This is a genomic window from Pseudoalteromonas sp. 78C3 (assembly GCF_002836695.1).
Classification (GTDB): Bacteria; Pseudomonadota; Gammaproteobacteria; order Enterobacterales; family Alteromonadaceae; genus Pseudoalteromonas; species Pseudoalteromonas arctica.
This window is the reverse complement of the sequence record NZ_PJAV01000094.1, coordinates 1-9,594: the sequence shown is the minus strand read 5'-3', so window position 1 is coordinate 9,594 and position 9,594 is coordinate 1. Positions and strand designations below refer to the sequence as shown.

Below are 9,594 nucleotides of genomic sequence, written 5' to 3'. Positions count from 1 at the left end.
AATATTTAATAATACGTTTTAGCACCGACGTATACTGTCTAAAAAAACCACCTGTATGATAATCAATACCGTGTTTTTTCAAAACGGCTTGTACTTGAGGTGCAACTTCTTGGTAGCGCGAAGACGGCATATCAGGAAATAAGTGATGCTCTATTTGGCAGCTCAAATGCCCCGTTAAAACATGAAACCAATGCGACCCTTTAATATTAGACGAGCCAAGTACTTGGCGATAATACCACTGCCCTTGGGTTTCGTTTATACAGTCTTCTTCTTTAAAGGTTTCGGTCTCTTCGGTAAAGTGGCCACAAAATATTATGGTTGATGTCCATAAATTACGAATTAAGTTTGCCACTAAATTACCCGCTAACACCCATAAAAATAAAGGCCCTGCAAGTAACGGAAATATCGCATAATCTTTAACTAACTGGCGAGCGCCTTTACTAAAAAAGCGCTGCTTTAATGTAGAGTGTGATACAAGCCCTTCGCGGTTTTCTTTCTTTTTACCAATAAAAACACGCTCTGCAGCTAACTCGTGATACGACACGCCCCACTGAAATAACACACTTAAATTAATATATGTAAAAAACTGCCATACATTTTTAAAGCGCCACTTAAAATCATCGCTTAAACGCAACAAGCCATAACCAAAGTCTCTGTCTTTACCAATAATATTAGTATACGTATGGTGTTCAAAGTTATGAACGCGGTGCCAACTTTGTCCATCGCACGCTATGTCCCATTCATAATGCTGTGAGTTGAGTTGCTTGTCGTTCATCCAATCGTATTGACCATGCATTACATTGTGGCCAATTTCCATATTGTCTAAAATTTTAGCAAGTGCTAATAACAACACGCCTGCAACCCATAATAATGGCTGAATAAAACCAAGCATTAGCAAAATTCGCCCGCTCCATTCACACACTCGCTGCTTGCGTACAACAGAGCGAATATAGTCAGCATCTTGTTGGCCTACTTTGCCAAGGGTGTCCATTTTAATGGCATCTAGCTCGCTTGCGAGCATGTCGTAGTTAATGTTTTTCATAATTGTAACTCCAAATCACTAACAGGTTGGCTTACGCAAAGTTGTATTAATTGCTCGCCGTTGTCACTCAATTCACCTGTTTTTAAATTACGTACCACGCCTGACTTTTTAATACATTGGCATTGATGGCAAATACCAATACCGCAACCACGTTTAACGGGTAGCTTTTTTTCTTCAAACTGAGGTAGTAAAACATCGTTGCCCGATACAACATGGGCACTGGCGTTAATTTTTACATTAAATTGGCTGTCGTCGTTTAAGCTAGGCAGCGCTAAACCAAATGCTTCTTGGTAGTAATTTAGCTTATGCGTTTTAGCAAAATCGCTCACCGTTTGCATAAATGCTGCAGGGCCACAGCAGTAAATGTCTGGGTTTTCCCACGGCTTAATATTGCTGGTTATATCGCTTGATTGCTCACGCGTTAACAATAAAAACGAAAAATGCTCAAATTGCGCCGCCAACTCACTTAGCTCATCAACACATTGATGCTCAGTGGCTTTTGCGTAATACACCAACGACACTTTTTGCGTAGTTTGGCTTAAGTAATCATCAAGCATAGCTAGCATAGGTGTTATACCCGAGCCGCCTGCAATAAAAGTGGCTGGTGTATGTGTGTTTTTAAATACAAAGTCGCCGCTTGGCGCAGAAATATTGCACCACAAACCCGCTTTTAATGCACTGCTGAGTAAGCCAGTAAAGCGCCCTTGCGCATTTGTTTTGATTAGTAAACGCACTAACCCAGTATTTTTAAATTGTTGAGCGCTTGAGGCCACGGTAAAAACGCGTGTTAATAATCGCCCATTAATTTCAACCGTTAAACTTATATGTTGCCCTGACGTATGCGCCCGCCATTGTTTGCTTGGCTTAAGTTGCACACTTAAAAAACCGCCATCAAGTACAGCTGTACTAACTACTTGCGCTCTAAACTGCCCTGCACGCCACGCAGGTTTAAACACCTGCATTACGGGCTCTATGTAGCCTGCAAAACTTTGATGGTGTAAAAACCATTTTGAAAATTGGTTTAATACTTGAGTCATCATGGTTAAATCTCTATCGAATCTTAATTACTTTGAACTTACACGTGTACGCCCAAACTTCAGCGCACAAGTGTACGCTCAAATTTTAAGTTTTCAACCCCAATAGAGTAATTATTCAATTTTTATTAGCGCAATTTGCTAAAACAATTTCCTGTGAAGAAGTAATTTTAAAATATATAAGTGTGTGTTTTTCATTCAACTCAACACTTAACAAATTGATTTATGCCATGATAAGGTTGTGTAAGATTGGATTAATTTTGGAAGCCATAATGATAAATTTAATGTCACATAACACACTCCCTAAACTAATAAGTGCAGGCTTAGCCGTTGCTATATTTGCTACTAACGCACCCGCGCATGCAAAAAGCGATTACGTAAAAAACTATAAGCAGCTCGATACTTTATCGCTTAGCGTTAACGCAGTAACAGCGGCAGAAGGTGTAGTTATACCTTGGGCTATTGAGCCTTTAGCTAATGGTGATTTACTAATATCTGAGCGCAGTGGAGCGTTATTTTTATTACCTAAAAATACCACTAAATTAACTAAGGTTTCAGGGCTTCCCGACATTGACGCTAATGGCCAAGGTGGATTACTTGATTTATCACTACACACCGATAGTAAGCAAAACCAATGGCTGTACTTTAGTTACTCAAGTAGTGAGGGCAAAGGAAGCGGAAGTAACACCGCCTTAATGCGCGCCAAACTAAGTAGCGATCATACGCAGCTGTCTGATCAGCAATTGCTATACAAAGGCGAGCATAATACTACCAAAGGCCAGCACTACGGCAGCCGTATTGTGTTTGATAATGAAGGTTATGTTTATTTTTCAATTGGCGATCGCGGCTCGCGCGACATAAACCCACAAGATCTCACGCGGGACGGCGGTAAAATTTATCGCTTACACGATGATGGCCGTATCCCAAGCGACAATCCGTTTGTTAAACAAAAAGATGCAAAACATGCAGCATGGTCTTATGGGCACCGTAATCCACAGGGCATGTGGTTTGATAATCAAAATAATATTTTATGGTCTCACGAACACGGACCACGCGGCGGCGATGAGCTTAATATTATAAAAAAAGGCGCTAACTACGGATGGCCTTTAGTAAGTTATGGCATTAACTACAGCGGTACCAAGTTTACCGACCTTAAAGAAAAAGACGGCATGCAATCGCCCGTATTACATTGGACTCCTTCAATTGCCCCTTCCGATATGTTGTATGTAACGAGTGATAAATACCCAAAGCTTAAAGGTAAGCTATTATTAGCATCAATGAAGTTTGCATTCATTAGCGCACTAGAGCTCTCAAAAGGTAAGGTTGTTAAGCAATATAAAATACTCGATGGAATTGGCAGAGTACGCAGCTTAGCCCAAGGCAGTGATGGTTTTATTTATTTAGGTATTGATGGCCAAGGTATTAAACGCCTAGAGCCAGAAAAGTAAGCACTAGAACTAGCACACAGTACGTTAATAATTACACTGCGTTTACTTTGCGCTTTTAAATCGCAAAGTAAACATTTTCACCAAACAAAGAACTATTAAGCCCATTAATGCGTACACTAACTACATATAATTTAATAAATTAAGAGAATACTAATGTTTTCATTTTTAAAGCCTGACCCCGTAAAAAAACTGCGTAAAGAATACGACGTAAAACTAGAGCAAGGCATGCAGGCACAAAGAAAAGGCGACATTAAAAGCTTCGCCATGTTAAGTGCAGAAGCCGAAAAAATCTGGAGTGAAATAGAAACTCTAGAGGCTAAAAAAGCCAAATAATACCAATCGTGTTAAGTTATTAGACATTTATAGCGACGGATAAATAGAGTGATAACAAGGCATAAATTTCGACATGCAGTTGTTCTACATGAGAGATTTATAACGCCGTGAACGCTTTATTTAGCACGCTAGAAAGGCTAAATATTTAAGTCGATTGGTATCAGTATACTTAAACGCGTCTGCCCTGTTTTAAAAGTAGGAAGACGCGTTTAGTAGATAAATCATAACCTCGTTTACAGCTTCTACCATCCCTAAACCACCTTTTATAATATGCTTACACAAACAAGTGTCTTAAAGCGGTTACTTACGTTATCTCTGGCGTTTTTTAGTGACTATTAAATGATTTAAAATCGGATTTGGTTTTCATTTTAAATACTTAATTGCTGCATTTATATACCGCGCTGGCGTTTTTCCTCCTAAGTCAAAAAATGAGGACGTTTTCCTCTTTCTGCATGTTATTAAAAGAACAGCCCGACTTAAAGTTTAATACTCGCAATGTGTTACAGGATTTGTTATTAATATTAAAAATAATTAAGAGGACATGCGTTACTCATAAAAAGAGGAAAGTGTCCTCTGATAAAGCTATTATGTTTTAGGAGAATGTGTTGAGCAACTTAGCATTAGATACATTGATTGAAGTAGGGTTATTAAGTGCCCAAGGGGCAATCTGTGACATATCTTCTTTGCCTGATCATGAGGTGTCTAAACGCATATCTGCCTATATACAGTCAAGAGCAGTACAATTTCCCTTAGAGTTAAAGAATGTTTCAGTATCAGGTCGGTTAAGTGGTTTATACAGCTCTACATCAGTTGATTTAACTAATTCAAAAATATTAGCATCGGCGTTAATATATGAGTCTCAAATAATTAATGACCCATTAATGGTTAGAGGTGACATTAGATATAAAGATCTAATTGAAGGGCTTAATTTATTTTCGTATTTTTTTAAATTAATCCGATCTGACATTGTAAAGGTTTATCCGTTATTAGATCTGGTTCAGCCTAATGAAAATGAAATCCCAATTTTAGCTTCTGATGATGCTTTTAAATCATCAATCCCCGAAAAAATACATGACTATATTCATAAAAATGCAGTACAAAAATCTGTCATTCCAAATGAAAATGGTGGTATGTATTTGCTGTCTGAACTTGCAGATGTAAATCGTCGAATGGCTTTAAATGTTAGTTTTAAGAATGATTATTGGCAAAATGGAACAAGCCTTTATTTATTTCAAACAGGCGTTACTGAATCTGATATAGATAACTCTGAAATATTGAAATTGAAAACCAAGTGGGATCCTAAAGGGACATTAAGCAAAGAGAAATTTGATTTTTGGTCTTATCAAACAATCAATCAAGCTATGCGATCACGATTAATTGGAATATCTACTGAATCAAGCATTTCTCAAAAGCTGGGACATACTTATATAACTGAGTCACCATTCGAAGCTAAATTATTAAATATGACAACTGAGAGGAATCCTAACCAAGGAGAGGAGGCAAAAGGCTTTTTCGATGCTAATGGTACTCTGTTGAATATTGATAGCCCAGAAACAATACTTGCACTTCGTACAAAAGACCCTCAACTATATCAGCGTTTTAATGAAACTTTACTAGACCTATCAGGAGAGCTTTCTGGCTATGAAGGTGAAGAATTCAATAGGAGAGCTAGGAGGTTATTTTCTAATGAAATTGAACCTCAAATTAAAGAAGTCAGTAATAGCCTAAGTGCCATGAAATCAGGCTTTACTAAAGGTTCATTAGTAAGTTTAGGCGGGTTGTCTGCATCAATTGTCAGTGGTGGTTCAGCCATTCCTTTTTTAGCTATGTTAGGACTCGGCGTTGCAAGTGGTTTTACAGAGTCTTTATCAGGAGTTTCTCAATATCAAAAGCTGAAAAAGACACCTGCTTTCATATGGCATCGTATGAAAAAAACATAACAAGAACATTAGACGGAATTTGTTCTTCGCTCCCGTTTATTAGGTATCACCATTGTTTTTACCATACACATTCTCAGGATTTATTTGCATTAGCAGTGCTGGGTTATCTATTGGTTTAAACCCGTATTGCGCATAAAGGCCATGCGCATCAGAAGTCGCTAATAAAAAGCGCCTGAGCCCTTGTATCTCAGGGTGCTCTACTATCGTTTTAATAAGTAACTTACTCAGACCATTACCTTGCAAATCTGGGGTAATAAATACATCGGCTAAATAGGCAAAGGTTGCTTTATCGGTCACTACTCGGGCAAAGCCAACTTGTTCGTTATGAGCGCTGTAAACACCAAAGCACATTGAGTTATCAATAGCCGATTGCATCACGCTTTTAGGAATGCCTTTGGCCCAATAGCTATTAGCAATAAAGTTATAAATAACGTTAAAATTAAGTTTGCTTTTGTCTGTGCTTATTGAGTAGTTACTAGTGTTTACTGTCATACGTTAGTAGTCTTTTTTACCAATGCTTTTATAAGCGTTTATATAACTTTTTCTATAAATAATCTTTAACGTTTTTTAGCTGTTTGTCGTGTACTCTTGAAAGTACTAATAGCGAGCAAATAGCCCCAAATAACGCCAGTCCCATATCTGATTGGGTATCCCACACGTAACCTTGCGTGCCTAAAAATGCTTCTGCGTTTTCGCCGCTTAACACTGCAACCCACCACTCTATTAATTCGTAAAAAGCGCTAAATGCTAAACATACCGAAATAACAAAGGTGATTAGCCAGCCTCGACCATTTACTACTTTTTTGCGCAGTAAAATTTCGCGTGCTAGTAGTGCTGGTACAAACCCTTGAAAAAAGTGCCCTACTTTGTCGTAGTTATTACGCTCGCTACCAAATAGATTATCGAAAAAAGGGACTTCGGAATCAATTAACAAGACACCCATCCTAAATTTTGCACTTTTCGAAGTTAGAGGCTAGCCTTTATTTAGTGCAAAAAACAAGCAGGGTGTCACATGGCAATTGCAAGAAAGCGTCAAGTAAGTTTGGTTGATACAAAATATTATCACTGTATTTCGCGTTGCGTGCGCCGTGCATTTCTATGTGGTGAAGACCACTTTACAGGTCAATCTTACGAGCACCGCAGAGGCTGGGTTGAAAATAAGCTGCTTGAATTAGCTAAAGTATTTTGTATTGATGTATGTGCTTATGCCGTCATGAGTAATCACACCCATTTAGTATTGTATGTTGATGATAAGAAAGCAAATAGGCTAAATGATAAAGCGATTGTTATTCGCTGGCATAAACTCTGTAAAGGCACATTGCTAACGCAAAAATATGTACAAGGTGAAAAGCTAAGTAAAGTTGAACTCATCTTTTTCAATCAAACGGTTAAACAATACCGAGAACGCCTAGCAAGTATTAGCTGGTTTATGAGGCTGTTAAATGAAGGCATTGCGCGCAGAGCAAATAAAGAAGATAACTGCACAGGACGGTTCTGGGAAGGCAGATTTACATCACAAGCATTACTAGATGAAGCAGCACTTGCCGCTTGTATGGCGTATGTCGATTTAAACCCAATTAGAGCTAAAATGGCTAAAACGCCTGAGGAATCAGACCACACCAGCGTTAAACAACGACTAACATACGCAAAAGAAGGCAAACAACCAAAACAACTACTGCGCTTTGCAGGAATGCCACGTCAGATAATGCCAAAAGGACTCCCGTTTGAGCTTAAATCGTACCTTGAACTTGTTGAATTAACAGGGCGTTGTATACGAGAGGATAAACGCGGTTATATTAAAAGTACACACTTACCCTTACTCGAAAGAGTTAATATTTCCCCCGAAAACTGGTTAAAGCTTACAACCCAATTTACGCGCGTATTTCATGGCGCAGTTGGCAGGCCAGCCTCACAAGCAAGTTATTGTGGAAACTTAAAGCGAAAGCGGCGAGCGAATATCAGTAACTGCGAAAAGCTACTGGCATAAAATTTAAACTACTCAGTAAAACTATTCAGTAATAAATCACAACTGCATCATGCAGTTATTACGATGCGTGTAATTTAGGTTTAAGTGTGATAATGAGTTATTTTATGGATAAAAAGTAAGTAACCGTGTAATAAAAGATAAATTCTTAACCTAAAAAGTGAGCCTAGCCTAGATTGACTTTATTTTTTCGGAGTGGCTGTCTAGTTTAATCTTCGCTATTCAGTAATAAATCACAACTGCATCATGCAGTTATTACGATGCGTGTAATTTAGGTTTAAGCGTGATAATGAGTTATTTTATGGATGAAAAGTAAGTAACTGAGTAGTAAAAGATAAATTCTTAACCTAAAAAGTGAGTCTAGCCTAGATTGACTTTATTGATTTGGAGTGGCTGTCTGGTTTAATATTTCCGGCCGTTCTCATAAATACTATATTGGTTCTGGTTGTATGGTTGCTACTGTAAGCACAAGAGTCTATTTAGATGCTGACAAACAAGCTAATAATTTTTACTCGGTTTCTGTCTTAATGCCAACTTTAGATGATAGGTGCAAGAGTAACTCTTATATACCAGCATGTAAGGAAAGCTTAGTTAGTCACACTGTCTTATTTTCTAGAGATATTTCAGCTAGTGAGATTGGTGACTATTTTAAAAGTAAGACTATGAATCAAATCGTAAGTTACGACGAACACAGTCGTGTTGTATCTTTTCAACTCAGAAATAAAAGCCTTGAGTATGGGATGCAGGCTTTCTAACAAAACAAATTAAAAGTGCGGACAAAAAACAGTTGGCTTTGTTCGTTCCTCACAAATTTTAGCTAACTATTTTTTGCCGTTTATTTGCGGCGTTGAGGCTGTAGAATTACTCTTTTTTAAGAAAAGCAGCCTCTTTTATGGGTTCCAAGTGCATTACCTAATGCTTTAAAACGCTTAGAGTTAATTACAGGAACTGGTTTTTTATTCAATTTGGCTGTTGGAGTTATTCTACAGTTTCATTAGGTATTACATGAAGTTTGGAATCACGCTACTAGTTTTAATTTTTTCATCACAATCGTATGCGTGTTTTAATGGTGTTGGTTATGAGCAAAATTGGAATGACTCAATTAACTTACTTTCTATTTCTCTAATCATTGGTATTCTTGCAACGTTAACTAGGTATTTGCAAAAAGTTAAGCGGTTATATCTTCCCATAACAATACTGGTGATTGCATGTATTCCTTCTGGATTAGAAATGTTGCGTTATGGTAATGGAGATTGTGGATCTAGTTTAATGCAAGTTGCTATCTTGCCAGTTTATACAATGTCACTTGTTCTGCTATATGAGACCGTTAAGTTAGTAAAAATGAGGTTTGGCGTAAGTAATACCTAACAAGAACATTAGACGGAATTTGTTCTTCCCCCCCGCTTAATAGACCTCACTATTATTTTCATCATACACATTCTCAGGACTTATTTGCATTAGCAGTGCTGGGTTGTCTATCGGTTTAAACCCGTATTGCGCATAAAGGCCATGCGCATCAGAAGTCGCTAATAAAAAGCGCCTGAGCCCTTGCAGCTCAGGGTGCTCTACTATCGTTTTAATAAGTAACTTACTCAGCCCATTTCCTTGCGATTGCGGGGCAATAAATACATCGGCTAAATAGGCAAAAGTGGCGTTATCGGTCACTACTCGGGCAAATCCAACTTGCTCATTATGAGCGCTGTAAACACCAAAGCACATTGAGTTATCAATAGCTGATTGCATCACGCTTTTAGGAATGCCTTTGGCCCAATAGCTATTAGCAATAAAGTTATAAATAACGTTAAAGTTAAGT

Annotated in this window: 9 protein-coding genes and 1 pseudogene; 5 read left to right on the top strand and 5 right to left on the bottom strand. The window is 38.0% G+C overall.

Features of this window, described 5'->3' with window-relative positions; translation table 11 throughout:
* Positions 1-1,042 (bottom strand): fatty acid desaturase family protein (locus CXF76_RS02430; RefSeq protein ID WP_101162979.1); only part of this gene is annotated, 1,042 nt, incomplete at its 3' end.
* Positions 1,039-2,082 carry a flavin reductase family protein gene (locus CXF76_RS02425; RefSeq protein ID WP_101162978.1) on the bottom strand — a complete coding sequence of 348 codons (1,044 nt, stop codon included), beginning with the start codon at positions 2,080-2,082 and terminating at the stop codon, positions 1,039-1,041. The genes CXF76_RS02430 and CXF76_RS02425, both read right to left, overlap by 4 nt.
* Positions 2,083-2,348: 266 nt before the next feature.
* Here CXF76_RS02425 and CXF76_RS02420 point away from each other — a divergent pair, with 266 nt between their 5' ends.
* The 3 genes from CXF76_RS02420 (at position 2,349) to CXF76_RS02410 (ending at position 5,797) form a co-directional block, all read left to right on the top strand.
* Positions 2,349-3,524: a PQQ-dependent sugar dehydrogenase gene (locus CXF76_RS02420; protein ID WP_101162977.1), complete on the top strand. Its 1,176-nt coding sequence runs from the start codon at positions 2,349-2,351 to the stop codon at positions 3,522-3,524.
* A gap of 153 nt (positions 3,525-3,677) precedes the next feature.
* On the top strand, positions 3,678-3,857 hold the full coding sequence (locus CXF76_RS02415; RefSeq protein ID WP_007375469.1) for a DUF6435 family protein: 180 nt from the start codon (positions 3,678-3,680) through the stop codon (positions 3,855-3,857).
* Between the two features lie 605 nt (positions 3,858-4,462).
* Positions 4,463-5,797 (top strand): hypothetical protein, encoded by a 1,335-nt coding sequence (locus CXF76_RS02410; protein WP_101162976.1) that lies wholly within the window; start codon positions 4,463-4,465, stop codon positions 5,795-5,797.
* 39 nt (positions 5,798-5,836) lie between these two features.
* On the opposite strand, the gene CXF76_RS02405 is transcribed toward CXF76_RS02410, so the two are convergent.
* Positions 5,837-6,289, bottom strand: coding sequence for a GNAT family N-acetyltransferase (locus CXF76_RS02405; protein WP_101162975.1), 453 nt, complete (start codon positions 6,287-6,289; stop codon positions 5,837-5,839).
* 52 nt (positions 6,290-6,341) lie between these two features.
* Positions 6,342-6,719: pseudogene (locus tag CXF76_RS02400) on the bottom strand (DUF2238 domain-containing protein); the annotation flags it as partial.
* Positions 6,720-6,809: 90 nt separating this feature from the next.
* Between CXF76_RS02400 and CXF76_RS02395 the strand changes: the two are divergent.
* Complete coding sequence (locus tag CXF76_RS02395; protein ID WP_101162974.1) at positions 6,810-7,784, top strand: transposase; 975 nt, start codon at positions 6,810-6,812, stop codon at positions 7,782-7,784.
* Between the two features lie 1,002 nt (positions 7,785-8,786).
* Positions 8,787-9,149 (top strand): hypothetical protein, encoded by a 363-nt coding sequence (locus CXF76_RS02385; RefSeq protein ID WP_024590892.1) that lies wholly within the window; start codon positions 8,787-8,789, stop codon positions 9,147-9,149.
* A 36-nt stretch (positions 9,150-9,185) separates the two neighbouring features.
* Here the strand turns inward: CXF76_RS02385 and CXF76_RS02380 are convergent.
* The coding region (locus CXF76_RS02380) for a GNAT family N-acetyltransferase (protein ID WP_232785085.1) at positions 9,186-9,594 on the bottom strand (409 nt) is incomplete at its 5' end.